Source organism: Streptomyces sp. DT2A-34, assembly GCF_030499515.1.
Classification (GTDB): domain Bacteria; phylum Actinomycetota; class Actinomycetes; order Streptomycetales; family Streptomycetaceae; genus Streptomyces.
Window position 1 is genome coordinate 1111272 of the sequence record NZ_JASTWJ010000001.1, and the last position, 24414, is coordinate 1135685.

Sequence of the window (24414 nt, forward strand, 5' to 3'; positions counted from 1 at the left end):
CGTCGCGGCCGTTACTCGGTGATGATCGCCGGATCGCTCACACCCGGCCGCCCGTTCTCCACGTGCCCGGCGAACCGCCGCAGGAACGCCGGGTCGGCGTCGGAGGTGACGGTCAGGTCGTACCAGCGCCGGCTCACCGCCAGGTCGACGGTGCGCCGCACCGTGGCGCCGGGCCGCACCGTCACCGTCGTGGGGCGACCGCCGTACCCGTTGGCGACCTTCAGCCGCACCGCGGCGGTGCCCTTGTTGGTGAAGGTCAGCTCGACATCGTCGCCGGTGTGCCGGGCGGTGACCTCGGGACCGGCGGCGTTGTTCGAGCCCTTGAAGTAGCGCACGAAGCCGGCCGGGCCGTGCACGGTCAGGTCGTACGAGCCGTTCGAGTACGCCGAGTTCCAGGTGTCGGCGATGGTCTTGCCGGCCTCGGTGGTGTACGTCCAGGGGCCGTCGGCGCGGTTGCCGGACGTCACGTGGAAGACGGCCCCGGCCTTGGCGCCCGAGGCGAAGGCCAGCGTGAACCTGCCGGCCGCCGCGTCGACGGAACCGTCCACGTACGGGGCGTACTTGAGCGGGCGGGAGGGGCGCAGGCCGCGTTCCTGTCCGGGCATGTCCGGGTCGGCGGGCGGTGTCGGCTTGTAGTCGGGGTGACGCTCGCGGTCCTGCGGCTCGTACTCGTCGGTCTCCGGCAGCGCGGCCGGGCGGCTGTCCTTGCGGGAGAAGTCGAAGGCCGAGGTCAGGTCGCCGCAGATGGCCCGGCGCCACGGGGAGATGTTCGTCTCCTTGACGCCGAACCGGCGCTCCATGAACTGGAGGATCGAGGTGTGGTCGAGAGTCTCGGAGCAGACGTAACCGCCCTTGCTCCACGGCGAGACGACCAGCATCGGCACCCGGGGGCCGAGGCCGTAGGGGCCCGCCGGACGCTTGCTGTCGCCCGGGTAGAGGTCGAGGGAGACGTCGACCGTGGACTTGCCCCGGGAGGCGTCCTTCGGCGGGAGCGGCGGGACCACGTGGTCGAAGAAGCCGTCGTTCTCGTCGTACGTGATGAACAGGGCCGTCTTCGACCAGACCTCCGGGTTGGCGGTGAGGGCGTCCAGGACCTGGGCGATGTACCAGGCGCCGTAGTTGGAGGGCCAGTTGGAGTGCTCGGAGAAGGCCTCGGGGGCGGCGATCCAGGAGATCTGCGGCAGCTTGCCGGCCTTGACGTCGGCCTTCAGCCGGTCGAAGTAGCCGTCGCCGTTCTTGGCGTCGGTGCCGGTGCGGGCCTTGTCGTACCAGGGGTCGCCGGGCTTGGCCTCGCGGTACTTGTTGAAGTACAGCAGCGAGTTGTCGCCGTAGTTGCCGCGGTAGGCGTCCTCGATCCAGCCCCAGGAGCCGGCCGCGTCCAGGCCGTCGCCGATGTCCTGGTAGATCTTCCAGGAGACGCCCGCCTGCTCCAGGCGCTCGGGGTAGGTGGTCCAGCCGTAGCCGAGCTCGTCGTTGCCGAGGACCGGGCCGCCGCCGGTGCCGTCGTTGCCCGTGTAGCCCGTCCACATGTAGTAGCGGTTCGGGTCGGTGGAGCCGATGAACGAGCAGTGGTAGGCGTCGCAGACGGTGAAGGCGTCGGCGAGGGCGTAGTGGAAGGGGATGTCCTCACGGGTCAGGTACGCCATGGTCGTGGTGCCCTTGGCGGGGATCCACTGGTCGTACTTGCCCCCGTTGTAGGCCTGCTGGCCGTCGGTCCAGCCGTGCGGCAGGCCCTCCAGGAACTGCATGCCGAGGTCGTCGGCGTCCGGGTGGAACGGCAGGATGTCCTTGCTGCCGTTCGACTGGTGCCAGATCGACTTGCCGTCGCCGTGCGCCACCGGGCGCGGGTCACCGAAGCCGCGGACGCCGCGCAGCTTGCCGAAGTAGTGGTCGAAGGAACGGTTCTCCTGCATCAGGACGACGATGTGCTCGACGTCCTCGATCGACCCCGTGCGGTGGTTCGCCGGGATTGCGGCGGCCCGCTGGATACTGCTCGACAGAGCCGTGAACGCCGTGGTCGCGCCCGCGAGTTGAAGGAATCTGCGGCGATTGACTTCGGGCATGAGTGAGGGACCTCTTCCCATAGGGGGTGATTTGACCGGCCGGCTGGTGACGGAAGCCGCGCGGAAGGAGTGTTCCAGGAGCACCAAACGTCAGGGAAGGGTCCGGTGGCGCTCGTGTGAAAGTCGTCGGTACGCCAGGTGTGCCGGGACCGGAGTGCGGGGATGGTCGCGATCATGACAGACACGACGCGCACGGATTCCCCGCCGACGAAACGGCCCGTACGCCAGCTCCTCGCCGCCTCGGTCGGCAACGCCGTGGAGTGGTACGACTGGTACGCCTACACCTTCCTCGCCACCTACATCGCGGCCGAGGTCTTCCCGAGGAGCGCGGACAACTCCCTGGTGCCGCTGCTGTCGACGTTCGCGGTCTTCGCGGTGGGCTTCTTCATGCGCCCGGTGGGCGGACTGCTCATGGGCGCGATAGCGGACCGGCGAGGGCGGCGCTCCGCGCTCACGGTCACCATCCTCCTCATGGGCGGCAGCAGCCTGCTGGTCGGTCTCACCCCGACCTACGAGGCGACCGGCGTCCTCGCTCCGGTGATCCTGGTCCTGGCCCGCCTGCTCCAAGGCCTGTCGGTGGGCGGCGAGTTCGCGGCGTCGACGACGTTCCTGGTCGAGTCGGCGGGGCCGGGCCGGCGCGGGCTGTTCTCCAGCTTCCAGTACGTGTCGACGACCGCCGGGCAGCTCGTGGCGTCCGGTATCGCGACGCTGCTGGTGGACACGTTGAGCGACGGGCAGATGAACGGCTGGGGCTGGCGGGTGCCGTTCGTGCTCGGCGCCGTACTCAGCCTGGTCGGCTTCTGGATCCGCCAGGGCGCGCAGGAGACGAGGAGCGCCGAGCAGCAACAGGCGCCGCGCCCCGGCCTGTTGGAGGCGCTGCGCCGCCATCCCCGCCAGTCCCTGCTGATCTGCGGCATCACGGCGGGCGGCACGATCGCGTACTACACGTGGACGTCGTATCTGCCGACGTACGCCGAACTCAACGCGGGCATCGAGAAGTCGGACGCGCTGCTCGCGGGCACGATCTCGCTGGCCTTCTTCGGTCTGCTCCAGCCTCTGGGCGGCCTCCTCTCCGACCGCTTCGGCCGCCGCCCCCTCCTGCTCTTCTTCGGCCTGGGCTTCACCCTCCTCACCGTGCCCCTGCTGCACGCCCTGCACGACTCCTTCGCGGTGCTGCTGCTCGTGCAGTGCGCGGGCATGGTGCTGCTGACCGGGTTCACGTCGATCAGCGCGGCCGTGAACGCCGAGGTGTTCCCGCCCCGGGTGCGGGCGGCGGGCATCGGGTTCCCGTACTCGCTGACGGTCGCCATGTTCGGCGGGACGGCGCCGTACATCGGCACGCTGTTCAAGGAACTCGGCCACGCGGACCTCTTCCCCTGGTACGTCGCCGCCCTCTGCCTCGGCTCGTCCCTCGTGTATCTACGGCTCCCCGAGACCGCCCACAAGCCGCTGGAACGCTGAGCCACTGGCGCATCGGCAGCACCGGAGCACCCGTCAAGTCTGCAGACACTGCCAACATCTGCCGACATCTCCAGAGTCGGCCAGCAGCTCAGGCGGGAGAGCGTGTCGTCGTCGTGGCCGGCCACGGACACCTCGTCGGGGACGACGACTCCGGCGCGCGCGAGGGCGGTGAGGACGCCGATGGCGCACTGGTCGCTGTAGGCGACGACGGCCGTGGGGAGGTCGCCGGAGCCGAGGAGCCGGCGGGCGGCGCGTTCGCCGGCCTCTTCCGCGCAGGACCCTGATGTGCGCGTCCAGGCCGTGCCGGCGCATGGCGGTGCGGTACCCGCGGCGCCGGTCCGTGGCGATCGCACCCTTGCCGCCGTCGACGTACGCGATCGCGCGGTGGCCGAGGCCCACCATGTGGTCGACGATCTGGCCGACCCCTTCGTCGTCGGCGGTACGGACGACATCCAGCTCGCCGTCGGCGATCCGGCGGCCGACGACGATGACGGGGGCCTTGCGGTCGAGGGCGGCGAGTGTGTCGGCGGGGGCGGTCGGGCCCAGCAGGATCAGGGCCTCGCTGCGGAAGACCAGCGGCGTCTCGACGGCGGTGTGCTCGTCTCGGGTGGGGTCTGGGTGCTCAGAACGCGGTCGTAGCCGACCTCTTCGGCGGCCGTGTGCAGATGCTCGACCAGTTCGGCGTGGAACGGGCCAAGGGACACGGACGCGGTGGACACTCCGACCCGCGCGGCCACGTCCTCCAGCCGGGGGCGCTTGTTCGTGCCGTCGCGCCGGCGTACGGAATCGGCATCACGCATCCGTGAAACCGAACTGATGGCACCAGGACTTAAGGCGCTTCAAGAGCGCTTCAAGAGTGCCTTGCCGCCCGACATCCACGGCGTGCTGGACACGTCGTTCACCCGTGCCCGTCGACGCGCCCGGCAAGGCCCCTGCCGCACCCTCCTGAACAGGAAGTTCTCCAGGATCCTTCCGCGAGACGGAAGCCGTATTGCGCGCCTGTGAAGCCCTTCCCGACGATGTCGCCACGACACCAAGACGGGAGCCGCAACGATGCCGCACATGACCGCCTTCGCCAAGAATCAGTGGTACGTCGCCGCCTACAGCCATGAGGTCGGGCGCGAGCTGCTCGGTCGGACGATCCTCGGTGAGACCCTCGTCCTCTACCGCACGGAGGAGGACGGGACGCCGGTCGTCCTGCACGACCGCTGTGTGCACCGCCGCTACCCGCTGTCCGAGGCGCCGACCCGCCTCGACGGCGACCGGATCGTGTGCGGGTACCACGGGTTCACGTACGACACGACCGGTGCGTGCGTGTACGTGCCGGGGCAGAAACGCATCCCGCGGACGGCGCGCGTGGCCTCGTACCCCGTCGTCGAGCAGGACTCCCTGATCTGGGTGTGGATCGGTGACCCCGCGCTCGCCGACCCGCAGAGCATTCCGCGGGCCAGGCACCTCGACTCCCCCGGCTGGGTCACCGTGCGCGGCATGGAGCCCATCGACTGCGACTACGGCCTCCTCGTCGACAACCTCCTCGACCTCTCCCACGAGACGTACCTCCACGGCGGCTACATCGGCACCCCCGAGGTCGCCGAGACGCCGATCACCACCGAGGTCGACGAGGGCGCCGGCATCGTCCGGGTCAGCCGGCACATGGACGACGCCGAGTGTCCGCCGTTCTACGCCAAGTCCACCGGCATCGAGGGCCGCATCACCCGCTGGCAGGACATCGAGTACCACGCCCCCTGCCTGTACCTGCTGCACAGCCGTATCGCCCCGGTGGGCGTGCTGCCCGAGGCGGACGGCAGCGACCCGAACGGCTTCCACACCGAGATCACGTACGCCATCACGCCGTCCGGCGACGGCAAGGTGTACGACTTCTGGGCGGTCTCCCGGGACTGGGCGACGGACGACGCCGAGGTCACCGAGTTCCTGCGCGGCAACAACCACACCGTCGTCATGCAGGACGTCACCGCCCTCAACCTGCTGCAGCGGACCCTCGGCACCGAGCGCACCGGCTACCAGGAGCTGAGCATCAACATCGACACCGGCGGCCTGGCCGCCCGCCGCATCCTCGCCCGGCTGGTCGAGGAGGGCGACAAGCCCGTGGAGAAGGTCCTGTGAGCGGCAGCCCCACCGGGGAGATCTACCGCATCGACTGGCTGCCGGGCACCGACGTCCTGCACGGCACCTGTCACTGCGGGCGCGAGCACACCTCGCAGGACCCGATCGAGATGTGGGAGTGGATGCTCGCCCACCCCCAGGGACACCAGCCGCAGGGCGAGCAGTCGCCGGTCCGCGAGCCGCAAGGAAACAGCTCATGACCGTGTGGGAAGCCGAACTGGTCGTCGACCGCAAGGAGTTCGCCGCCGACGGCGTGCTCGCCCTCACCCTGCGCCACCCACTGGGCGAGGAACTCCCGGCGTGGGAGCCGGGCGCCCACATCGATGTCGTGCTCGGTCCGGAGCTGGAGCGGCAGTACTCGCTGTGCGGCGATCCGGCGGACCGGGACGCCTGGCGGATCGCCGTGCTCCGGGAGCCGGACGGGCGGGGCGGATCGGCCCATGTGCACGAGCAGTTGGGGCAGGGCGACAAGGTCCGGGTGCGCGGACCGCGCAACCACTTCGCCCTGCGGACCGCGCCCCGCTACCGCTTCATCGCCGGCGGCATCGGCATCACGCCGATCCTGCCGATGCTGGCGGCGGCGGAGGCCGAGGGGGCGGAGTGGACCCTGCTGTACGGCGGACGGACCCGCCGGTCCATGGCGTTCACCGAGGAGTTGAGTCGTTACGGCGACCGCGTCACCGTCGCCCCCCAGGACGAGACCGGCCTTCTGGACCTCGCCCCGGTGCTCGACGACGTCCCCGCGGACGCCCTCGTCTACTGCTGCGGGCCCGGTCCCCTGCTCGACGCGGTGGAGGCGCGGTGCCCGGCCGGGCTGCTGCACGTGGAGCGGTTCGCACCGAAGGAACAGGAGGACGGCGAGAACACGGAGTTCGAGGTCGAGCTGGCGCAGAGCGGCAGGACGGTCACCGTGTCCCCGGACGTCTCGGTGCTCGACGCCGTGCGCGCCGCCGGTGTCGAGGTGCTGTTCTCCTGCACCGAGGGCACCTGTGGGACCTGCGAGACCGACGTCCTCGACGGCACCCCGGAGCACCGGGACTCCGTGCTCACGCAGGAGGAGCAGGAGAGCGGCGAGACGATGATGATCTGTGTGTCCCGGTGCCGTGGGAAGCGGCTCGTGCTGGACCTGTGATCCTCAGGTCGGCCTCGATGCGGGCCACCGCCGCGAGCAGATGCGGCAGCAGGTCCTGTCGGATCGAGTCCACCGAGGTGCGGCCGGCGGGCACCGCGATGTTCACGCCGGCCACCACCGCGCCGTCCCGTTCCCGTACCGGGGCGGCGACCGACCTCAGCCCCTCCTCCAACTCCTGGTCGACGATGGCGTACCCCTGCCGCCTCACGCGCCGCAGTTCCGCCCGCAGGGTGTCCGGCGCGGTGATCGTGCGAGTGGTCAGGGGCTTCAACTCCGCGTGCGTCAGCCGGAGTTCGGCCTCCTCCTCCGGCAGATGGGCGAGGAGCACCCGGCCCACCGACGTCACATACGCCGGGAAGCGGGTACCGACCGTGAGGGACGCCGTCATGATGCGCCGGGTCGGGACCCGCGCCACGTACACGATGTCGTCGCCGTCGAGGACGCACAGCGACGACGACTCCCCTACCCGCGTGACGAGTTGCTCCAGATGCGGCTCGGCGATCTGGGGCAGCGTGTAGCCGGCGAGGTAGGAGTAGCCGAGTTCCAGCACGCGCGGGGTGAGGCGGAAGAGCCGTCCGTCCTGGTGGACGTAGCCGAGGTCGGCGAGGGTCAGCAGCAGTCGGCGGGCGGCGGCGCGGGTCAGGTCGCAGGTGTGGGCGACCTCGCTGAGCGTGCGGGCGGGGTGCTCGGCGTCGAAGGAGCGGATCACGGCGAGGCCGCGCTCGAAGGACCTCACGAAGTGTGGTGCGCGGTCTCCCGGAAGCATCGCCACCTCCAATAGTGTCAACAATGTTGTCGGCGAGCCCAATGACCTTGGTTCTGTTGAGACTTCTACCTTCCCGCAGGGCATCTCCGCGCACTACTGTGCGCCTTGCGCACAACCTGTCGGAACCCCGCTGCACCGTTGTCTGTTACAGGAGGAGCCATGCGTCGTCTGTCGGCCGGTCTCACCGCCGGCGCCCTGCTGCTCGTCGCGACGGCCTGCGGCTCGTCCGACGACGGTCCGTCGGACGCGGGCGCGTCCTCCGGCGGTGTCACCACCGTCAAGCTCGGACTCATCCCGATCGTGGATGTCGCGCCGCTGTATCTCGGCCAGAAGAAGGGGTTCTTCGAAAAGCACGGCCTCAAGCTGGAGTTCACCACCGCTCAGGGCGGTGCGGCGATCGTGCCCGGCGTGGCCAGCGGGCAGTTCCAGTTCGGCTTCAGCAATGTGACGTCCCTGATGGTCGCCCAGACCAACGGCGTCCCCGTGAAGGCCGTCGCCAACGGCATCGCCTCGACCGGCGTGGAGGGCAAGGACTTCAACGGCCTGATGGTCAAGAAGGACAGCACCATCAAGTCGCCGAAGCAGTTGGAGGGCAAGAAGGTCGCCATCAACACCCTGAAGAACATCAACGAGACCGCGGTCCGCCAGGCCGTGCGCAAGGCGGGCGGCGACCCGGACAAGGTGGACCTCGTCGAGATGCCCTTCGACCAGATGCCCGCCGCCCTCGACAACGGCCAGATCGACGCGGCGTGCGTGGTCGAGCCGGCGACCGCCACCATCCGGAGCCAGGGCGGCCGGGAGATCGCCTCGCCTTTGGTCGACGTCGCGCCGGAAGTCACCGTCGCGATGTACTTCACCTCGACGCAGTACGCGCAGCAACACCCGGACGTGGTCAAGAAGTTCCAGGAGGCCACCGCCGAGTCCCTCGCGTACGCCGAGGCCCACCCGGACGAGGCCCGGCAGATCGTCACGACGTACACCAAGATCCCGGCGTCGGTGCTGGACCAGGTGATCCTGCCGAAGTGGCCGAGCGAGCCGAACCGCTCCTCCATCGAGGCCCTCATGAAGCTCGGCGCGGAGGACGGCCTGTTCAAGAAGACGCCCGACCTGGACGCGCTGCTGCCGTGAGGGACGGGGACGTATGAGGGGCATGAACGCATGAGGGGCGGGAACTTCGCACTCGGCGCCGCCGGGCTCGCCGCCGTCCTCGCCCTGGGCGAGGCGGTGCCGCGACTCGGCCTGGTCGACGAGGCGTACTTCCCGCCGACGAGCCGTATCGCCGAAGCCCTCGCGGACGAGGCCGGCGACTTTGCCTTCTGGAGCGCGCTCGGCGACACGCTCACCGGCTGGGCGCTGGGCCTGGCCATCGCGGTCTGCGCCGGAGTCGTCGCGGGCGTGGTCGTCTCCGTCGTGCCGTACCTGCGCGAGGCGACGGCCTCCACCATCGAGTTCCTGCGCCCGATCCCGTCGGTGGCGCTGATCCCGCTGGCGGTGCTGCTCTACGGCACCGAACTGAAGTCGGTGCTCCTGCTGGTGGTGTACGCCTCCTTCTGGCAGGTGCTGATCCAGACCCTGTACGGCGTCCAGGACATCGACCCGGTCGCCGAGGAGACGGCGCGCAGTTACGGCCTCGGCACCTGGGCGCGCGTCCGCCATGTGCTGTGGCCGACCGCCCTGCCGTACGTCATGACCGGGGTGCGGCTCGCCGCCGCGGTGGCGCTGATCCTCGCGATCACCGCCGAACTCGTCATCGGCGCACCGGGGTTGGGCCAGAGAATCGCGGTGGCGCAGACCTCGCAGGCGGTGCCGGAGATGTACGCGCTCATCGTCGTCGCGGGGCTTTTGGGGCTGCTCATCAACGTCGGCGCGCGTACGGTGGAGCGGCGGGCGCTGGCCTGGCACCAGTCGGTGCGCGGGGAGGTGGCGGTGTGATCGGGCGCTTGCTGACGCGCGTGTTCTTCGTCGTCGCGCTGCCCGTGGTGCTGGTCGCCGTGTGGTGGGCGGCGACGGACGGGAGCAAGGATCCCTTCTGGCCGCCGCTGCGGACGATCCTCGACACCTTCCCGGACGTGTGGACGGCCGACCGGCTGCGCACGGATGTCGTGCCGAGCCTTCTGCGACTCCTGGGCGGCTATGCGACGGCCGCCGTGGTCGGCGTGGCGCTCGGCACGGTCATCGGCTCCTACCGCGGGGTGCGCGCGGTGTGCGAGCCGGTCCTGGAGTTCCTGCGGGCCGTGCCGCCGCCCGTGCTGGTCCCGGTCATCATGCTGTTCGCGGGCATCGGCGACACCATGAAGATCGTCGTGATCGCGAGCGGCTGCGTCTGGCCCATCCTGCTCAACACCGTGGAGGGCGTGCGCGCGGTCGACTCGGTGATGCTGGAGACGGCCCGCTCCTACGGCGTCACGGGGATGGCCCGCCTGCGCCATCTGGTGCTGCGCTCGGCGAGCCCGCAGATCTTCGCCGGGCTGCGCCAGGCGCTGTCCATCGGCATCATCCTCATGGTCATCAGCGAGATGTTCGCCGCCGACAACGGCATCGGCTTCACCGTCGTCCAGTTCCAGCGCAGCTTCGCGATCCCCGACATGTGGACCGGGATCCTCGTCCTCGGTCTGCTCGGCTTCCTGCTCTCCGTCGTCTTCCAACTGGTCGAGCGCCGGGTGCTCGGCTGGTACCACGGTCTGCGCGCGACCACCCGGCGGTCCTGAGTGAACATCGTGAAGGGGCGGTCCATGCTCGACGTACGCGGCCTGAAGAAGGTCTACGAGGGTTCCGGACGCCGTGTGGAGGCGGTGCGCGACCTCACCTTCACCGTCGACGCGGGCGAACTGGTCTGTCTCGTCGGCCCGTCGGGCTGCGGCAAGACGACGCTGCTGAAGTGCATGGGCGGTCTGCTCGCGCCGACCAGCGGTGAAGTCCTGCTGGAGGGGCGGAAGGTGAGCGGCCCGCCGCCCGGGATGGCGTTCGTCTTCCAGGAGTACGGGCGCAGCCTGTTCCCCTGGATGCGGGTCGGCGAGAACGTCGAACTGCCTTTGAAGCAGAAGGACTTGAGCAAGACGCGACGCCGCGAACTGGTCCGCGACGCGCTGGAGTCGGTGGGGCTGGCGGACGCTGCCGGGGCGTATCCGTGGCAGCTGTCGGGCGGCATGCAGCAGCGGGTCGCCATCGCCCGGGCGCTGGCGTACGAGCCCCGTGTACTGCTGATGGACGAGCCGTTCGCGGCCGTGGACGCGCAGACCCGGGCCGATCTGGAGGACCTGGTCCGGGGGCTGTGGCGGGAGCGTGGCATCACGATCCTGTTCGTCACCCATGACATCGACGAGGCGGTCTATCTCGGCGAACGGGTCATCGTGCTGTCCGCCTCCCCCACCGTCGTCCGGAAGCAGCTGAAGGTCGATCTGCCCGCGGAGCGCGACCAGTTGCACACGCGGGTGGATCCGCGCTTCGCCGAGCTTCGGACCCATGTGTACGAGCAGATCCAGGCGGCGAAGCGGGGTCCAGAGCCGCGGGGTCCCAAGAGCTCGGTCCAGTAGGCCGTCTGGAGGCTGCGGGTCGTGGGGGCTTGTCGCGCCCACGCGGCGGAGCCGCATATCGATACCGCCCCGCGCCCCTTACGGGGCGCTGCCCTTACCCCCGGCCCACAGGCTCCGGACGTGGCCGAGGTGGCGGGTCATGACCTCGTGTACGGCCTGCTCGTCGCGGGCGATCAGCGCGTCGAGGAGTTCGAGGTGCTCCTCGGCGGAGGCCAGCAGGCGGCCCGCCTCGACGAGTGCGGTGAGGCCGTAGAGGCGGGAGCGCTTGCGGAGGTCGCCGACGACCTCGACGAGGTGGGCGTTGCCGGCGAGGGCGAGCAGGCCGAGGTGGAAGCGGGTGTCGGCCTCGACGTACGCGATGAGGTCGCCGGAGACGGCCGCCTGGACGATCTCCCGGGCGGCGGGGCGCAGCGCCTCCAGGGAGACCTTGTCGGCGGCCCTGGCCAGCTCCACCACCGTGGGGATCTCGATGAGCGCGCGGATGTGCTTGTACTCGTCGAGCTGCTTCTCGGAGACAGCGGTGACCCGGAAGCCCTTGTTGGGGACGGTGTCGACCAGGCCCTCCTTGACCAGGTCCAGCATGGCCTCGCGCACCGGTGTCGCCGAGACGCCGAAGCGGGCGGCGAGCGCCGGCGCTGAGTACACCTCGCCGGGGAGCAGCTCCCCGGCGATCAGCGCGGCCCGCAGGGCGTCGGCGACCCGCTCCCGGTAGCTGCTCTTCTTGCCGCCCAGGGTGGGCAGCGCCGGGGCGGCTGCGGTGGACGAGGCACCGGTGCGCTGGGCGGCCATGGGTCTCCTAGCTGTGCAATGTCACGCGTTACGCGCCTCATTATCCTCGACGTTCAGCGCACCGATCCTCGGTGTTCAGAGCACGAACCCGGCCGGGAACGGGTCCGACGGATCGAGCAGGTACTGCGCGGTGCCGGTGATCCACGCGCGGCCGGTGAAGCTGGGCAGGACGGCCGGCCGTCCCGCGACCTCGGTGGTGCCGAGGAGGCGGCCGGTGAACCGCGTGCCGATGAAGGACTCGTTCACGAACTCGGTGTGCAGGGGCAGTTCACCGCGGGCGTGCAACTGCGCCATCCGCGCGCTGGTGCCGGTGCCGCAGGGCGAGCGGTCGAACCAGCCGGGGTGGATCGCCATGGCGTGCCGGGAGTGGCGGGCGGTGGCGCCGGGGGCGATCAGGTGGACGTGGTGGCAGCCGCGGATGGACGGGTCCTCGGGGTGCACGGGCTCCTCCTCGGCGTTGATCGCCGCCATGAGGGAGAGTCCCGCCTCGAGGATGTCGTCCTTGCGGGAACGGTCGAAGGGCAGCCCGAACTGGTCCAGCGGCAGGATGGCGTAGAAGTTGCCGCCGTATGCCATGTCGTATGTCACCGTGCGCCCGTCGGCCAGTGAGATCTTGCGATCGAGGGCGACGGAGAAGGACGGCACGTTCTGGAGAGTGACCGCCGTCGCGGCCCCGTCCTCCACCGCGACCTCGGCGACGACCAGGCCCGCGGGGGTGTCGAGCCGGATCGTGGTGACCGGCTCGACGACCTCGACCATGCCGGTCTCGACCAGCACGGTCGCCACGCCGATCGTGCCGTGCCCGCACATCGGCAGATAGCCGGAGACCTCGATGTAGATCACGCCCCAGTCGCAGTCGGGGCGGGTGGGCGGCTGGAGGATCGCGCCGCTCATCGCCGAGTGGCCGCGCGGCTCGTTCATCAGGAGCTGCTTGATGTGGTCGCGGTGCTCTCGGAAGTACAGCCGCCGCTCGTTCATGGTCGCGCCCGGGATCGTGCCGATGCCGCCGGTGACGACGCGGGTGGGCATGCCCTCGGTGTGCGAGTCGACGGCGTGCAGGACGAGTTTGCTGCGCACGGTCCAGCCTCCTTTGCGGTCAGCGCGAGTGCGGTTCGGCGAGCCCTTCGGCGACGGCCTTCTCGGTGGCGGCGCGGATCGCGGCCTCCTGCTCGGGCAGCAGGGGCACCCGTGGTGGACGACAGCGTCCCCCGTGGCGGCCGACGATGTCCATGGACAGCTTGATCGCCTGCACGAACTCGACCTTGGAGTCCCAGCGCAGCAGCGGGTGCAGCTGTTCGTAGAGCTTCTTGGCGGTGCCCAGGTCGCCGCCGACGGCCGCGTGGTACAGCTCGACGCAGGCCTTCGGCAGCGCGTTCGGGTAGCCGGCGACCCAGCCCTTGGCGCCGGCGATCGCGAGCTCCAGCAGGACGTCGTCGGCACCGATCAACAGGTCGAGTTCCGGGGCGAGTTCGGCTAGCTGGTAGGCGCGGCGGACATCGCCGGAGAACTCCTTCACCGCGTGGATGTACCCCTCGCGGTGCAACTCGGCGAGCAGTTCGGGGACGAGGTCGACCTTGGTGTCGATGGGGTTGTTGTACGCCACGACCGGGATGCCCACCTCGGCGACTTCCGCGTAGTGCAACAGCACCGAGCGCTCGTCGGCGCGGTAGGCGTTGGGTGGCAGCAGCATCACGGACTCGCAGCCCGCGTCGCGCGCCTGCTCGGCCCAGCGGCGGGACTCGGCCGAGCCGTAGGCGGCCACTCCGGGCATCACCCGCGAGCCGCCGATCGCGGCGACGGCGGTCTCCACGGCCTTCGCCCGCTCCTCGGGGGTGAGGACCTGGTACTCGCCGAGGGAGCCGTTCGGTACGACGCCGTCACAGCCGTTCTCGACGAGCCAGGCGCAGTGCTCGGCGTACTGGTCGTAGTCGACGCGAAGGTCGTCGTCGAGCGGGAGCGCGGTGGCGACGAGGACGCCGCGCCAGGGGCGGTGGTCGGTCATGAGGTTCCTCTCCGAGTGGCGATGTCGTGTTGCCGGGCGAGCACACCGAGCGGTACGGGTCGCGCGAACGGCTGCCGGGACGGGGCGAGTTCACATCCGGCGAGTCCGGCGACCGCGGGCCCGCACACACGTCCCTGGCACCAGCCCATTCCGGCCCGGGTCAGCAGCTTCACGGTGCGCACGTCGCCCGCGCCGAGCTCGTCCACGGCCTCGCGGACGGCCCCGGCGGTGACCTCCTCGCAACGGCAGACGAGGGTGTCGTCGGTGACCTGGTCGCTCCAGTGCGCGGGCGCCGGGTACGCGGCGTCGAGGGCGGCGGCCGACTTCCGCAGTTTCATACGGGACTTGGCGGCCGCCGCCCACTGCGCGGGGTCGGGTTCGGTGCCCTTCAGGCGCGCGGCGACCGAACGTCCGGCGATGTGCCCTTCCGCCAGGGCGAGGGCCGCGCCGCCGATGCCGGTGGACTCGCCGGCCGCCCATACGCCGGGCACGTCCGTGCGCTGCTCGTCGTCGACGGCGACCGTGAGGCCGTCCAGGCGGCAGCCGAGGGTCTCGGCGAGGTCGGTGTGCGGGAGCATCCCGTGTCCGACGGCGAGGGTGTCGCACGGCAAGTGCCGCTCGGTGCCGGGGCGGACGCGCCCGTCGGTGCCGAGCGCGGCGACGGTGACGCCGGTGAGCCGCTCGTCGCCGTGGGCGCGTACGACCGTGTGGCGGGAGAGGATGCGGACGCGGTGGCGCAGGAGGCGGGCCGCGTATCCGGCGCCTTCGGGAAGCTTGCCGGCCAGGGCCCAGCCGTGCCGGACGAGGTCCTTGGGGCCTGCCGCTTCGACGAGCGCCGCGATCTCGACGCCGGCCGCCGCGAGCCCGGTCGCCACGGGCAGCAGCAACGGCCCGGTCCCGGCGACGACCGCCCTGCGCCCCGGCACCACGAGCCCGCCCTTGAGCATCGCCTGCGCACCACCGGCGGTGACGACACCGGGAAGGGTCCAGCCGGGGAAGGGCAGCACGCGCTCGTAGCCGCCGGTGGCGAGGAGTACGGCGTCGGCGTGCACGGCGACCGGCTCCCGCTGCTCGGGGCCGAGCAGGGCGTGCACGGTGAAACCGCCGGACTCCCGTTCCACGGACCAGACATGATGGTCCGTCAGCAACTGGACGTCGCTCCCGGCCAGACCGTCCCTCAGCCGTTCCCAGGTCCGCCACTGGTGGTGCAGGGCCCCCGGCCGCTGTGCGCGGAGACCGGACGCGGGCCGGCGGTAGAACTGCCCGCCCGCTTCCGTCGCCGAGTCGACGATCGCGACCGTCACGCCCTGTGCGGCGGCCGCCAGTGCCGCGGCGAGACCCGCGGGACCCGCGCCGATCACCACGAGGTCAGCCATCGTGCCCCGTCCCCTGCTGCGTCCGGATGGCATCGCCCGGGTGCAATGGCACCAGGCAAGCACGCTGGTTCGGGCGGTCGTTGACGGTCACGAGACAGTCGAAGCAGACGCCGATGCCGCAGAAGACACCGCGCGGTCGGCCCTCGCCCCGAGTGCTGCGCCACGAGGTGACACCGGCCGCCCAGAGCGCGGCGGCGACCGTCTGGCCGGGCAGTGCCTCGATCTCGCGGCCGTCCAGGGTGACCGTGAAGGCCGGGCCCGGGTGGGCGTCGGCAAGCTCCAGAGGGGTTCTCATACGGCCTCCTCGGCGGCGAAGCGGTCGGGGCGGAACGGCGTCAGGTCCAGATCGGGGGCCGTCGCGGTCAGTGCCTGTGCGATCAAGTGACCCGTGCCGGTGGCGAGTCCGATGCCGGCGCCCTCGTGACCGCAGGCGTGGTGGAGCCCGGGGACGCGGGAGTCGGGGCCGATGGCGGGGAGGTGGTCCGGCAGATACGGGCGGAAGCCCAGGTAGGCGCGCATCGCATGCACGTCCGACAGGCACGGGAACAGCCGGGTGGCGCCCGCCGCGAGCGCCCGTACGACGGGCAGGGAGAAGGTCCGGTCGAAGCCGACCCGCTCGCGGCTCGCCCCGATCAGGATCGGCCCCGCCGCAGTGCCCTCGACGACCGGTGAGGTCTGCAACGCCGCCGAGTCGCTGGCCACGTCGGCCACATAGTCGGCGGCGTACACCTTGTGGCGGACCAGGCGCGGCAGCGGCTCGGTGACGAGGACGAAGCCGCGCCGCGGAAGGACGGGGAGGCGGACACCGGCCAGCGCGGCGAGCTCTCCGCCCCAGGTGCCGGCCGCGTTGACGATCGCCGGGGCGTGGATGTCGCCCTGGTCCGTACGGACCCCGCGCACCGCACCGTCCGGCGCGCGCAGGACATCCGTCACCGTCCGGCCGGTGCGCAGGCGGGCGCCCGAGGCGCGGGTGAGGTGGGCGGCGGCCAGGGCGGGCATGACCTGGCGGTCCTGGGGGTAGTGGAGGGCACCGGGCAGGCCGGGGGCGAGGTGGGGTTCGAGGTCGTACAGCGCGTCACCCGCGACCGGTTCCGCGACGACCCCCGCGGCGCGCTGCCCGTCGGCGAACCGCTCCAGCGCCGCGAGCCCGGCCGGGGACGAGGCCACGACGACACCGCCCTTCGCCTCGTACTCGACGGCCGCCCCGAACTCCTGCGCCAGTTCGCCCCACAGGCGGCCGGACAGCAGCGCGAGGTCGAGTTCCGGGCCCGGTTCCTTGTCGGAGACGAGGATGTTGCCCTCGCCGGCCCCGGTCGTGCCGCCGGCCACGGGGCCGCGGTCGACGAGGATGACATCGAGGCCCGCCCGAGCCGCGTACAGGGCGCAGGCCGCGCCCACCATCCCGGCTCCGACGACCACGACGTCGCAGGTCAGTCGCTCGGTCACGTCAGTACTATGTCACACACCACACTGGGAGAGAACAGTCCCGCGCAGCCTTCTCACAACAATCGGACGCCCCCTGAAATCGGAGACCCCCTGACGGGGCGCCGTCGGCGACCTGAACGCCGACGGTGCCCCGTTCAGTCCTCGGGGGCCGGCACCACGCGCAGGTGAGCCGCGGTGCGGCGTGCCCCGCGCGCCCGGGGCCGGTCGCGGCGTACCTCGCGCAACACGAACGTCAGCCGGGTGTAGCCCATCTCCTGAAGGCTCCTGGGCGTCTCGTCGACGACCCGGCATTCGGTGGCGCCCCAGCGCGGATCGGGGTGCACCAACGGACGTACGGCGCCGTCCTGGGCGACGGCCCGCTCGCCGACCGCGCGGATCCAGTGCGGCAGGCCCTGCCGGTAGGCCGCCTCCATGATCGGGTCCTGGGCGATGTCCCGGCGGATGGCCTGCAGGCCGTGGTCGTGGCCGTGCCGTTCCACGGCGGCCGCGAAGTGGGCCAGCATCGGCAGGCACCAGCTGGACTCGTGCTCACCGAGGACCGTGCTCGCGTCCGGGTGGAAGAGCACGAACCGGAGGAAGTTGTCGTCCGGCATGGCCGTGGGATGGGGGCCCACGCCTTGGAAAAGTGACGCGAAAGCGGTGTTCGCCAGAACGACGTCCCAGCGGTGGTCGAGGATGACGGACGGGAAGGGCACGGCCTCCAGGAGGGTGGCGTAATCCCGTAGATACGCCTGGGCCTCGGGACTCTCGGGGGCGGGCCGCGGTACGGACCGCTGCCCACCTGCCTGATATGCCATCGGGAGGTCACCCCTCTTGCCTATGCGGCCTTCACGCGGCGCCTTGATCCTGCTGCCCCGGTCCGAGGCGTGTCAACTATCGTGGCATTTCGTGCCTGTTGACGGCTGAAATTGGCCACAGTTGTGGCGAGACCTGGATGTGAGTTCGAACCACCCGGTAATGTCCGTCGAGTTCACGGCAACCGTTTGTGAGAAGCCTGTGAGAGACGTAGGAGTTCTGTCGGTGACGGATGGCTTCGAGGGTTCGGGCGCCACGCCGACGGCCGTACTGCCGGCCGTCGTCGCTCGTGTCACCGCGCTCGCCGACCGGCTCGGCGTGCCGCACGCGGAGGTCTTCGACACCGCCCGCCTGTCCGTCGCCTCCGGCGTCCCGGAGCCCGTGGTCAAGGCCCTGCTGAGCGGCCGCCCGGCGGGCGAGCCGGACGTACAGTCCCGGTTCCTGCAGCGACTGGACCTCCTGCGCCGCACCCGCGTCAAGCCGAACGGCCGCAAGTACACCCAGCAGGAGATCGCCGACGGCGCGGGCATGTCGCGACAGCAGGCGGGCGCTCTCATCAACGGCGACCGGCGCCCCACCATGGAGCACTGCGACGCCATCCAGCGCTTCTTCCGCGTGCACGCCGGATTCCTCACGGCCGAGGACCCCGAGGCGCTCGCGAGCGCCCTCCAGCGCACCGAGCAGGACCTGCTGCAGAAGCTCGCGGAGCGCGAGGCGGCCCAGGCCGCCGAGGATCCGCTGGAGAAGCTCCTGCAGGACCACGGCGTGCGCGGCATCGCCTGGCGGGCCGCCCAACTGCCCACCGACCAGCACCGCGACAAGGTCGCGGAGTGGCTGGACATGCTCTTGGAAAGCGTCAAGCGGCCCGAGTCGTGATCCGGAGGGGAAAAACCGGGGGAGAACGGGAGAACTGTGGGCATCGGTAAGGAAATGCGCCGCCTGTGCGGCGAGTTGGTCGCGGAGCTGACGCTTCCCGCGCCCGCGGCGCCCGAGAAGCTGTACGGCGCCCTGTGCGACGCGATGAGCAGACGCCGCGGCCGGCCCGTCCACTTCCGTACGGCCGCCTTCCCGCCCGGCACGGCAAGCGGGCTGTGGCTCGACATGGCCCACCAGGACCTCGTCGTGATCGAGGAACGCACCGCTCCCGAGCATCAGTTGGTGATCCTCGGCCACGAGCTGTGGCATATGAAGGCCGGCCACCGCAGCCACAGCATCGAGGGCGCCACCGTGGCGGCCCGGCTCCTCAGCGACGACGCCGACCTGCGATCGACGGTCCTGAAGGTCGCCGCCCGCAGCCACTTCGACCAGGCCGAGGAGAAGGAGGCCGAGACCTTCGGCCTGCTGCTGGCCAGCAAGTGCCGTCCGTGGCTGGCGGTTTCGTCGGTACGAGGGCAGCGGGACCACCTGGCGGGGCGGATCGAGGCGTCACTGGGTTACCTCGGGCCACAGGGCTGATCAAGGGCACGTCGGGCCAGGGACAACGCCCCGGGTCAGGTCGCGCTGCGCTCGTTCGCCGCCCGCAGGTCCCGTTCCACGGCGCGCACGGGCCGTGTCCGGCTGACCCGCCCGCAGCAGCTCGCGCCGGTTCTCGCGGCTCCGGTCCGCGCCACTCCCCCGCTGACCCTCGCCGGCCATCCGGTAGGCGCGCCGAGCGCCGTCTCGCCTCCGCTAAGCGGGCGAACCGAAGCGTGGGCGGACCCGATTGTCAGTGGTGGACGGCAAGCTGGTGATGCGCCCTCCTATGCGGGGCGTGACGCGACGACGCCGACTTGGGGAGAGCCGACCGATGCCCACCGCCGTACTGACCGACCGCGAGCGCACCGCCGTCCAGGCCTATCTGCGGCTGTTGCACACCGTACGAGCCGCGTTCGACGGTCCCCCCGGCTCCCGCCGACCACCCGTCGTCCCGCCCTCCGTCCTCGCCGAGGCGGAACAGGCGCTGGCGGACGCGGGACTGAGCGGCAACGAGGAGGAGTTCTTCCGGCTGCTGCAGAGTTGGTGCCCCGCGGAGCCCTAGCGGGTCGGGGCTCAGGTGTGCGGCACGCTCACCGCGGTCGCCACCAGCCCCCGTTGGACCGTCCACCGGCCCTCGAAGAGGTCGATCCGGCGGTCGCCCACCACCGGGCCCGGCACCAGGAGCCGGGCCCGGAAGCCGCCGCTGTGCCGGTCGCCGGGGTCGGCGAAGACGTCGATGTCGGCCTCGGTGAAGTCCAGCCACTTCCCGGTGAGGGGGAACCATGCCTTGTAGACGGACTCCTTGGCGCTGAACAGGAGCCGGTCCCAGTGGATGCCGGGGTCGTCACCGGTCAGGCGGCGCAGCCGGTCCGCCTCGGCGGGCAGGGCTACGGCCGCAAGGACGCCCTCCGGGAGCGTCTGGTGGGGCTCGGCGTCGATGCCGAGGGAGGCCAGGTCGGCGGCGCGGACCAGCGCGGCGGCGCCGTAGCCGTCGCAGTGGGTCATGCTGCCGGCCAGCCCGGCCGGCCAGCCCGGGGCGCCGCGGTCACCGGGCAGGATCGGCTGCGGCGGCACGCCGAGCTTCTCCATGGCGCGGCGCGCACAGGAGCGTACGACGGCGAACTCCCGGCGGCGCTTGCCGACCGCCTTGGCGACGACCGCCTCCTCCTCGGGGTACAGGGCCGTGTTCGGGGGCTCCTCGTCGCCGTACGCCTCGACGGTGACGACCGTGTCCGGCAGCAGTTCCTCGATCAACGGTCCCCGTCCTCCCTGGGCAGAATCCGGCGCAGCCGTCCCGGCGGATCCGGTCGCTTGCGCCACTCGCGGGGGTATCCGACCGACACCTCCTCGAAGCGGACGCCCTCGTGCCAGGTGGTCCGCGGGATGTGGAGGTGGCCGTAGACCATGGTTTCGACGCGGAACCTGCGGTGCCAGTCGGCGGTCAGCCGGGTGCCGCACCACATGGCGAACTCGGGGTACCACAGAACGTCCGTCGGGTGCCGGTCCAGCGGGTAGTGGTTGACGAGGACGGTGGGCAGGTCGTCGGGCAGTGCGGCGAGCCGGTGCTCGGTCTCGGCGACCCGGGCCTCGCACCAGGCCTCGCGGGACGGGTACGGGTCGGGGTGCAGCAGGTACTCGTCGTTGCACACGATCCCGGTCCCGTGCGCGTACTTCAGCCCCTCCTCCTTGGTGGTGCAGCCGGAGGGCAGGAAGGAGTAGTCGTACAGCAGGAACAGCGGCGCCACGGCCACCGGGCCGCCGGGGCCGTCCCAGACGGGGTAGGGGTCCTCGGGGGTGGTCACGCCGAGTTCCCGGCACATGTCGACCAGGTGCTGGTAGCGGGCGGCGCCGCGCAGGGTGACGGAGTCCTTCGGGTGGGTCCACAGCTCGTGGTTGCCCGGCGCCCAGACGACCTTGCGGAAGCGGCCGGCGAGTGTCTCGAGGGCCCAGCGGATGTCGGCCACGGTCTCCGCCACGTCACCGGCGACGAGCAGCCAGTCGTCGTCCGAGTCGGGGCGCATCTTCTCGACGAGGGCGCGGTTCTCCTCGTAGCCGATGTGCAGGTCACTAATGGCCAGCAGCTGTCCGGCACCGCCGGCCGTCGACGTCACCCTCGCCCCTTTCGATCACACGAATGACACCACGAGAACACAGAGTGCCGCGCCGGTACAAGGCGGGATCTCGTCGGCGGTCCGACAGGGCGGTGTCGGGGTGGGCGGCCGGGGCGGTCAGGAATGATCCGCAATTCCGTAACACGTACGTTGCACGCGGCACCCTTTGATAGCCGTATGATCGCCCCAACACCACCGCCATGAACGTCCCTTCGCACGGGGCGGTTTGGTGTCCCTCCAACCACCCTGCCCGGGCACGGGCCTGCTTTGCCCTGCCCGCGAACCCGAAAGGACGGCCCTGCATGGTCTCTCGCGTACGCGTCTGGCTCAACCGCACGTACGCGGAGAACGTGTTCTTCATGGATCAGCTGCGGAGAAATCCCAGCGATCGGGCCGTCGAGATCCACGCGACGCACGGGGACGCCGACTCACCCGTGCTGGCCGCCGCCGACACCGCCGATCTGGAGCCGGAGGGCCTGTCCCCGGCCGCGTATGTCGAGTACGCGCTCGACCAGTGCCGGCGCCGTGGCATCGACGTCTTCGTGCCGCGGCTGCACCAGTCGGCGATCGTGGCGCACCGCGCGGAGTTCGAGGCGGCCGGTACGGCGCTGCTGGCGCCGCCGCCGGAGGCGGTGGCGGTCTTCCAGGACAAGGTGATCGCGTACGAGGCCGTACAGGCGATCGGGGTGCCGGTACCGCCGTGGTGGCGAGTGCGTACCGCCGACGAACTCGTCGCCGCCGTCGAGGAGTTGGAGGCGGGAGGCTACAGGGCCTGCTTCAAGCCGGCGTCCGGTGCGGGCGGGGTGGGCTTCCGTGTCATCACGCGCGCCCCCTTCTCGCTCACGCACCTCAGCGGGTTCCCGACTCCGTATGTGCAGCTGGATCTTGTGCTGGACGCGCTGCGGCGGGCCGACGAGCCGGTCGACTGGCTGGTCATGCCCCGGCTGGAGCAGCCCGAGGTGTCGGTGGACTGCCTCACCGGCCCCGACAACCGGGTCCGGCTGGCGATCGGCCGGGTCAAGAACGGTCGTCGTCGCGGGTTCACACTGCAGGAGCAGTGGCTGGAGCCGGCGCGGCTGATCGCGGAGGGGTTCGGGCTGCACTATCTGTCCAACATCCAGTTCCGGATGTTCGGGGAGACGCCGGTGCTGATGGATGTGAACACGCGGCCTGCGGGCGGGTTGCATCAGCTGTCGCTGTGCGGGGTCAACGTCCCTTGGCTGGCTGTGCAGTTGGCGCTCGGGGAGGATCCGGGGGTGGTGGCTCCGCCGTTCCTGGGGCAGGACTACACGGTGGTCTCGGGGCCGCGGCCGCTGCGGCCGGTGTCCATTCCGCAGCAGCGGGCCGAGGTCGAAGAGCCGTTGCTGCCGGCGATGCCCGCTCCGACATCGGTCGACTCGGTGGAGAGTGGGGCGGCTCAGGTGCTGCCGCTCTAGCGTTATCGGCCCGTATGGACCAATCTCGGCGTCATGCCCGAACTACTGGGTCAACTGGCTCATCGAGCAGGCCAAGTCGCCGACATGTACGGCAACACCTTGAGTCCTCCCCTCCCCGAGGGGAGGGGATTCCTGGCTCAGGCCGCCTGACGGAGCAGCGCCCCGTCAGGTCTTACGCCCTCGACACCAGCCGGGTTGAGACCAGCCCCGACGAGCATCACACGCGCGGAGTTCTTGTCCCTCGGGGAGACGGCTCCGCACGCCGTGCAGGTATAGGTACGTTCCGACAGCGGCTGGCCCCCCCCATTACCTTTTTGGTAGCCCCGCAATGGGGCGCCCGGCCTTCGGAGTTGGCATGACTTTCTCCCCCTGTCGATCGCATGTCTTGGGGGGTGGTGTCACCGGCTCCGGAGGCATCGACAGACCGCTGATTAGGGGCATGACCACCGGCTTCTTCGCAGGTCGGGAGGCTCTTCGTAATGTGGATGTGGCGATCGGTGCCGTGGGACGGCCGGGCGAGGACGACCGAAGGACGCACGTGATCGACGTCAGTGACATCGGCGCTTTCCTCGGCCTGGACGTCGGCAAGGGCGAACACCACGCCACCGCCGTCACCCCGGCCGGGAAGAAGGCCTTCGACAAGCGGCTGCCCAACAGCGAGCCGAAGCTCCGCGAAGTGTTCGGCAAACTGCAGGCCAAGCACGGGACCGTGCTCGTGGTGGTCGACCAGCCGGCCTCGATCGGGGCTCTGCCGCTGGCGGTGGCCCGGGACATGGGCTGCCCGGTCGCCTATCTGCCCGGCCTGACGATGCGGCGGATCGCCGACCTCTATCCCGGCGAGGCCAAGACAGATGCCCGCGACGCGTTCGTCATCGCAGACGCGGCCCGCGTCATGCCTCACACGCTCCGCTCGGTCGACCTCGAGGACGAGACCATCGCCGAGCTGGAGATGATCGTCGGCTTCGACGACGACCTGGCCGGCGAAGCAACCCGCATCAGCAACCGCCTGCGGGGCCTGCTCACCCAGATCCACCCGTCGCTGGAACGGATCCTGGGCCCACGCGTCCAACACCCGGCCGTGCTCAAGCTCCTCGACCAGTTCGGCTCCCCGGCCCAGATCCGCAAAGCCGGACGCCGACGGCTCATTGCGTTGATACGCCCGAAGGCACCGCGGATGGCCGAGCGGCTCGTCGAGGACATCTTCACCGCACTGGACGAACAGACCGTCGTCGTCCCGGGCACCGACGCGGCCGCTCTGATCGTCCCCAGCCTCGCCAACTCGCTCCGAGCGGTGCTTGACCAGCGGAAACTCTTGGCCACCCGGATCGAGGAACTGCTGGAGAACCACCCTCTTTCCAAGGTCCTGACGTCCATGCCGGGGATCGGCGTCAGGACCGGAGCCCGCATCCTCATCGACGTCGGCGACGGCCGTTCGTTCCCGACCGCCGCCCACCTCGCCGCCTACGCCGGCCTCGCCCCCACAACCCGCAGTTCTGGCTCCTCGATCCGCGGCGAACAACCATCCCGCCGCGGAAACAAGCAGCTCAAACGGGCCTTCTTCCTGTCCGCGTTCGCGGCTCTGGCCGACCCGGCCTCCCGGACCTACTACGACAAGAAGATCAGCCAGGGAAAACACCACACCCAAGCCCTCCTCTGCCTCGCGAGACGACGAGCCGACGTGCTCTTCGCGATGCTCCGCGACGGCACCTTCTACGACCCCCAACCCGCCCCATCAGCTTGACGAAACCCATAGGGGCACCCCCCCGGGAAACTTTTTTCCGGGAGGGTGTATCAGGGCGCGGACAGCGCGCTCATAAGAGTGAAAGGCAACGGGGGAACACGGGGAACCACGGGGGATCGCACCACAACGGGGGAAGCACGGGGGCTTCGGGTCGGCCGGCGCTGTCACGGGGGCGGCGGCCGGC

Annotated in this window: 24 protein-coding genes and 3 pseudogenes; 13 read left to right on the forward strand and 14 right to left on the reverse strand. The window is 70.7% G+C overall.

Annotated elements, in window-relative coordinates; all coding sequences use genetic code 11:
- Positions 1-11: 11 nt before the first annotated feature.
- Positions 12-2063: a phosphocholine-specific phospholipase C gene (locus tag QQM39_RS04780; RefSeq protein WP_301995375.1), complete on the reverse strand. Its 2052-nt coding sequence runs from the start codon at positions 2061-2063 to the stop codon at positions 12-14.
- A gap of 162 nt (positions 2064-2225) precedes the next feature.
- Between QQM39_RS04780 and QQM39_RS04785 the strand changes: the two genes are divergently transcribed.
- Positions 2226-3524, forward strand: a complete 1299-nt coding sequence (locus tag QQM39_RS04785; protein WP_301995376.1) for an MFS transporter — start codon at positions 2226-2228, stop codon at positions 3522-3524.
- 137 nt (positions 3525-3661) lie between these two features.
- Here the strand turns inward: QQM39_RS04785 and QQM39_RS46055 are convergent.
- Both QQM39_RS46055 and QQM39_RS46060 read right to left on the reverse strand, forming a co-directional pair.
- Positions 3662-3976: pseudogene (locus QQM39_RS46055) on the reverse strand (substrate-binding domain-containing protein); the annotation flags it as partial.
- A pseudogene (locus tag QQM39_RS46060) lies at positions 3858-4100 on the reverse strand (LacI family transcriptional regulator); the annotation flags it as partial. The pseudogenes QQM39_RS46055 and QQM39_RS46060, both read right to left, overlap by 119 nt.
- A 477-nt stretch (positions 4101-4577) precedes the next feature.
- Between QQM39_RS46060 and QQM39_RS04795 the strand changes: the two are divergent.
- Genes QQM39_RS04795 through QQM39_RS04805 form a run of 3 tightly spaced genes read left to right on the forward strand, consistent with a single transcriptional unit; the run spans position 4578 to position 6780 of the window.
- Positions 4578-5648, forward strand: a complete 1071-nt coding sequence (locus QQM39_RS04795; protein ID WP_301995377.1) for an aromatic ring-hydroxylating dioxygenase subunit alpha — start codon at positions 4578-4580, stop codon at positions 5646-5648.
- Positions 5645-5848: a hypothetical protein gene (locus QQM39_RS04800; RefSeq protein ID WP_301995378.1), complete on the forward strand. Its 204-nt coding sequence runs from the start codon at positions 5645-5647 to the stop codon at positions 5846-5848. The genes QQM39_RS04795 and QQM39_RS04800 overlap by 4 nt, the downstream gene beginning before the upstream one ends.
- A complete protein-coding gene (locus QQM39_RS04805; protein WP_301995379.1) occupies positions 5845-6780 on the forward strand; it encodes a PDR/VanB family oxidoreductase in 936 nt (311 codons plus the stop codon). The genes QQM39_RS04800 and QQM39_RS04805 overlap by 4 nt, the downstream gene beginning before the upstream one ends.
- On the opposite strand, the gene QQM39_RS04810 is transcribed toward QQM39_RS04805, so the two are convergent.
- Positions 6695-7546, reverse strand: coding sequence for an IclR family transcriptional regulator C-terminal domain-containing protein (locus QQM39_RS04810; RefSeq protein WP_302003478.1), 852 nt, complete (start codon positions 7544-7546; stop codon positions 6695-6697). The genes QQM39_RS04805 and QQM39_RS04810 overlap by 86 nt on opposite strands.
- Before the next feature lie 159 nt (positions 7547-7705).
- Between QQM39_RS04810 and QQM39_RS04815 the strand changes: the two genes are divergently transcribed.
- Genes QQM39_RS04815 through QQM39_RS04830 form a run of 4 tightly spaced genes read left to right on the forward strand, consistent with a single transcriptional unit; the run spans position 7706 to position 11079 of the window.
- On the forward strand, positions 7706-8674 hold the full coding sequence (locus QQM39_RS04815) for an ABC transporter substrate-binding protein (RefSeq protein WP_301995380.1): 969 nt from the start codon (positions 7706-7708) through the stop codon (positions 8672-8674).
- A 30-nt stretch (positions 8675-8704) separates the two neighbouring features.
- Complete coding sequence (locus tag QQM39_RS04820; protein ID WP_301995381.1) at positions 8705-9478, forward strand: ABC transporter permease; 774 nt, start codon at positions 8705-8707, stop codon at positions 9476-9478.
- Entirely contained in the window at positions 9478-10254 is a 777-nt protein-coding gene (locus QQM39_RS04825) for an ABC transporter permease (RefSeq protein ID WP_302003479.1), read from the forward strand. The genes QQM39_RS04820 and QQM39_RS04825 overlap by 1 nt, the downstream gene beginning before the upstream one ends.
- A gap of 24 nt (positions 10255-10278) precedes the next feature.
- Positions 10279-11079: an ABC transporter ATP-binding protein gene (locus QQM39_RS04830; RefSeq protein ID WP_301995382.1), complete on the forward strand. Its 801-nt coding sequence runs from the start codon at positions 10279-10281 to the stop codon at positions 11077-11079.
- A 78-nt stretch (positions 11080-11157) separates the two neighbouring features.
- Here the strand turns inward: QQM39_RS04830 and QQM39_RS04835 are convergent, their stop codons facing one another.
- The 7 genes from QQM39_RS04835 to QQM39_RS04865 all read right to left on the reverse strand — a co-directional run bounded on the left by QQM39_RS04835 (position 11158) and on the right by QQM39_RS04865 (position 17489).
- Complete coding sequence (locus QQM39_RS04835) at positions 11158-11868, reverse strand: GntR family transcriptional regulator (protein WP_301995383.1); 711 nt, start codon at positions 11866-11868, stop codon at positions 11158-11160.
- A 75-nt stretch (positions 11869-11943) separates the two neighbouring features.
- Positions 11944-12945, reverse strand: coding sequence for a proline racemase family protein (locus tag QQM39_RS04840; protein ID WP_301995384.1), 1002 nt, complete (start codon positions 12943-12945; stop codon positions 11944-11946).
- A 19-nt stretch (positions 12946-12964) separates the two neighbouring features.
- The gene (locus tag QQM39_RS04845; RefSeq protein ID WP_301995385.1) at positions 12965-13870 is read right to left on the reverse strand and encodes a dihydrodipicolinate synthase family protein; all 906 of its coding nucleotides are present in this window, start codon (positions 13868-13870) and stop codon (positions 12965-12967) included.
- Entirely contained in the window at positions 13867-15246 is a 1380-nt protein-coding gene (locus QQM39_RS04850; RefSeq protein ID WP_301995386.1) for an NAD(P)/FAD-dependent oxidoreductase, read from the reverse strand. The genes QQM39_RS04845 and QQM39_RS04850 overlap by 4 nt, the downstream gene beginning before the upstream one ends.
- Positions 15239-15541 carry a (2Fe-2S)-binding protein gene (locus tag QQM39_RS04855; RefSeq protein ID WP_301995387.1) on the reverse strand — a complete coding sequence of 101 codons (303 nt, stop codon included), beginning with the start codon at positions 15539-15541 and terminating at the stop codon, positions 15239-15241. Before QQM39_RS04855 ends, QQM39_RS04850 begins: the two co-directional genes overlap by 8 nt.
- A complete protein-coding gene (locus tag QQM39_RS04860; protein ID WP_301995388.1) occupies positions 15538-16692 on the reverse strand; it encodes an FAD-binding oxidoreductase in 1155 nt (384 codons plus the stop codon). The genes QQM39_RS04855 and QQM39_RS04860 overlap by 4 nt, the downstream gene beginning before the upstream one ends.
- Positions 16693-16826: 134 nt before the next feature.
- Positions 16827-17489 (reverse strand): hypothetical protein, encoded by a 663-nt coding sequence (locus tag QQM39_RS04865; RefSeq protein ID WP_301995389.1) that lies wholly within the window; start codon positions 17487-17489, stop codon positions 16827-16829.
- A gap of 223 nt (positions 17490-17712) precedes the next feature.
- Between QQM39_RS04865 and QQM39_RS04870 the strand changes: the two genes are divergently transcribed.
- From QQM39_RS04870 to QQM39_RS04880, 3 genes are all read left to right on the forward strand, one after another.
- Positions 17713-18363, forward strand: coding sequence for a helix-turn-helix transcriptional regulator (locus QQM39_RS04870; protein ID WP_301995390.1), 651 nt, complete (start codon positions 17713-17715; stop codon positions 18361-18363).
- 54 nt (positions 18364-18417) lie between these two features.
- Positions 18418-18942 carry a toxin-antitoxin system, toxin component gene (locus QQM39_RS04875; protein WP_302003480.1) on the forward strand — a complete coding sequence of 175 codons (525 nt, stop codon included), beginning with the start codon at positions 18418-18420 and terminating at the stop codon, positions 18940-18942.
- A gap of 331 nt (positions 18943-19273) precedes the next feature.
- Entirely contained in the window at positions 19274-19504 is a 231-nt protein-coding gene (locus tag QQM39_RS04880) for a hypothetical protein (RefSeq protein WP_062698425.1), read from the forward strand.
- A gap of 11 nt (positions 19505-19515) precedes the next feature.
- Here QQM39_RS04880 and QQM39_RS04885 read toward each other — a convergent pair whose 3' ends face one another.
- Positions 19516-20196, reverse strand: coding sequence for a 4'-phosphopantetheinyl transferase (locus QQM39_RS04885; RefSeq protein ID WP_301995391.1), 681 nt, complete (start codon positions 20194-20196; stop codon positions 19516-19518).
- On the reverse strand, positions 20193-21053 hold the full coding sequence (locus tag QQM39_RS04890; RefSeq protein ID WP_301995392.1) for a metallophosphoesterase: 861 nt from the start codon (positions 21051-21053) through the stop codon (positions 20193-20195). Before QQM39_RS04890 ends, QQM39_RS04885 begins: the two co-directional genes overlap by 4 nt.
- 302 nt (positions 21054-21355) lie before the next feature.
- Between QQM39_RS04890 and QQM39_RS04895 the strand changes: the two genes are divergently transcribed.
- Positions 21356-22489, forward strand: a complete 1134-nt coding sequence (locus QQM39_RS04895; protein WP_301995393.1) for an ATP-grasp domain-containing protein — start codon at positions 21356-21358, stop codon at positions 22487-22489.
- Between the two features lie 137 nt (positions 22490-22626).
- On the opposite strand, the pseudogene QQM39_RS04900 reads toward QQM39_RS04895, so the two are convergent.
- Positions 22627-22782: pseudogene (locus QQM39_RS04900) on the reverse strand (RNA-guided endonuclease TnpB family protein); the annotation flags it as partial.
- 245 nt (positions 22783-23027) lie between these two features.
- Here QQM39_RS04900 and QQM39_RS04905 point away from each other — a divergent pair.
- Entirely contained in the window at positions 23028-24230 is a 1203-nt protein-coding gene (locus tag QQM39_RS04905; RefSeq protein ID WP_302003481.1) for an IS110 family transposase, read from the forward strand.
- Positions 24231-24414: the final 184 nt, after the last annotated feature.

Bases quoted from the DNA above. Each gene is read 5' to 3' on its own strand.
- QQM39_RS04795 (WP_301995377.1), top strand. From the start codon at position 4,578: ATGCCGCACATGACCGCCTTCGCCAAGAATCAGTGGTACGTCGCCGCC.
- QQM39_RS04820 (WP_301995381.1), top strand. From the start codon at position 8,705: ATGAGGGGCGGGAACTTCGCACTCGGCGCCGCCGGGCTCGCCGCCGTC.
- QQM39_RS04845 (WP_301995385.1), bottom strand. From the start codon at position 13,870: ATGACCGACCACCGCCCCTGGCGCGGCGTCCTCGTCGCCACCGCGCTC.
- QQM39_RS04815 (WP_301995380.1), top strand. From the start codon at position 7,706: ATGCGTCGTCTGTCGGCCGGTCTCACCGCCGGCGCCCTGCTGCTCGTC.
- QQM39_RS04850 (WP_301995386.1), bottom strand. From the start codon at position 15,246: ATGGCTGACCTCGTGGTGATCGGCGCGGGTCCCGCGGGTCTCGCCGCG.
- QQM39_RS04835 (WP_301995383.1), bottom strand. From the start codon at position 11,868: ATGGCCGCCCAGCGCACCGGTGCCTCGTCCACCGCAGCCGCCCCGGCG.
- QQM39_RS04830 (WP_301995382.1), top strand. From the start codon at position 10,279: ATGCTCGACGTACGCGGCCTGAAGAAGGTCTACGAGGGTTCCGGACGC.
- QQM39_RS04855 (WP_301995387.1), bottom strand. From the start codon at position 15,541: ATGAGAACCCCTCTGGAGCTTGCCGACGCCCACCCGGGCCCGGCCTTC.
- QQM39_RS04780 (WP_301995375.1), bottom strand. From the start codon at position 2,063: ATGCCCGAAGTCAATCGCCGCAGATTCCTTCAACTCGCGGGCGCGACC.
- QQM39_RS04875 (WP_302003480.1), top strand. From the start codon at position 18,418: ATGCGCCGCCTGTGCGGCGAGTTGGTCGCGGAGCTGACGCTTCCCGCG.
- QQM39_RS04810 (WP_302003478.1), bottom strand. From the start codon at position 7,546: ATGCTTCCGGGAGACCGCGCACCACACTTCGTGAGGTCCTTCGAGCGC.
- QQM39_RS04880 (WP_062698425.1), top strand. From the start codon at position 19,274: ATGCCCACCGCCGTACTGACCGACCGCGAGCGCACCGCCGTCCAGGCC.
- QQM39_RS04805 (WP_301995379.1), top strand. From the start codon at position 5,845: ATGACCGTGTGGGAAGCCGAACTGGTCGTCGACCGCAAGGAGTTCGCC.
- QQM39_RS04895 (WP_301995393.1), top strand. From the start codon at position 21,356: ATGGTCTCTCGCGTACGCGTCTGGCTCAACCGCACGTACGCGGAGAAC.
- QQM39_RS04865 (WP_301995389.1), bottom strand. From the start codon at position 17,489: ATGGCATATCAGGCAGGTGGGCAGCGGTCCGTACCGCGGCCCGCCCCC.
- QQM39_RS04785 (WP_301995376.1), top strand. From the start codon at position 2,226: ATGGTCGCGATCATGACAGACACGACGCGCACGGATTCCCCGCCGACG.